Here is a 1,031-nt window from a genome sequence, read left to right as displayed (position 1 = left end):
GGAGTAATGAAAATAGTTCATTACTCCTTATATATATATATGGGAGAGGAAAGGTTTATTAATTAATAATATGCAAAAAGATTATTAAAAATTACTTTAAATTAGAAAAAAGAAAATAACTTGTAAATTCAATAAAAATATATATTAATAAATAGCATAATGCTCTATGTAATGGAATTGAGCATAAAAAAGCAAAAAGTTGAAAACAAAAAAATGGTTTAAGAATTAGTATTAGTAAATGAATTTTTAATAAGGCGCCTATGAGTCCAATAGAAAAAAAATATAAAGGAATAACAATAAATAAGCATATAAGTAAAAGAGTTTTTTGTGAAATGAAATTTTGTGTGCATATAAAAAAATATAAAAAAATCATTAATATAGAAGGTAATGAAATAAATATATTATTTCTTTTAATTTTATTCATTGTCACTCCTTTAAATTTAATAATTATATTATATAATATGATTATTAAATAAGTTTTGTTACATTATAAAAAATAAAAATTTACTTTGAAAAGAAAAATTAGTAAAATGATTATTAAGAATTAATTATTATATATGAGGTGATTTTTTATGAATAAATTATTTGAAATAAATGAAATTGATTTTTATCAAGAGGAATTTCAAGATAATATTTTTGAATTTGAAGATATAATTCCTTTAATTCAAGATTTTCAAAGTGAAATGAAATTAGAAAAAATTGAATGCGTTGATTTAAATGATTGTTGTGGAAAAACAAAAACTAATTTTTTAGCTGAATTAGTAGGAGTTATTGATAAAGAAGATAATTTTTATACTATCAATGAAGCTATAGAATTATTGCCTTTAAATATTAAAGATGAATTTTTAAGAAAATTAAAAAAAGATGAAAATTCTATATCTTTATTAGAAAAGTTAATTAAAAAAACTAATGGAATTTTAGTACCATTTGTAATACAAATTTATAAATGTTTAGGATGCAATAAATGGATAATAAATATAATAGAATAGGTAATTGTATATTATGAATAATTTTAAAAAAAGATTTTTCAT

At 17.8% G+C, this 1,031-nt stretch carries 1 protein-coding gene; it reads left to right on the top strand.

The window, feature by feature from the left end; translation table 11 throughout:
- The first annotated feature begins 572 nt into the window (after window positions 1-572).
- On the top strand, window positions 573-989 hold the full coding sequence (locus tag GBZ86_RS16200) for a hypothetical protein (RefSeq protein WP_152892377.1): 417 nt from the start codon (window positions 573-575) through the stop codon (window positions 987-989).
- Window positions 990-1,031: the final 42 nt, after the last annotated feature.

The sequence above is a fragment of the Clostridium tarantellae genome (genome assembly GCF_009295725.1).
GTDB classification, from domain to species: domain Bacteria; phylum Bacillota; class Clostridia; order Clostridiales; family Clostridiaceae; genus Sarcina; species Sarcina tarantellae.
Note: the sequence above shows the minus strand (reverse complement) of the source record. Positions and strands in the feature narration are given on the sequence as shown.

Excerpts from the sequence above, each read along its gene's own strand:
- GBZ86_RS16200 (WP_152892377.1), top strand. The coding sequence starts at position 573 with ATGAATAAATTATTTGAAATAAATGAAATTGATTTTTATCAAGAGGAA.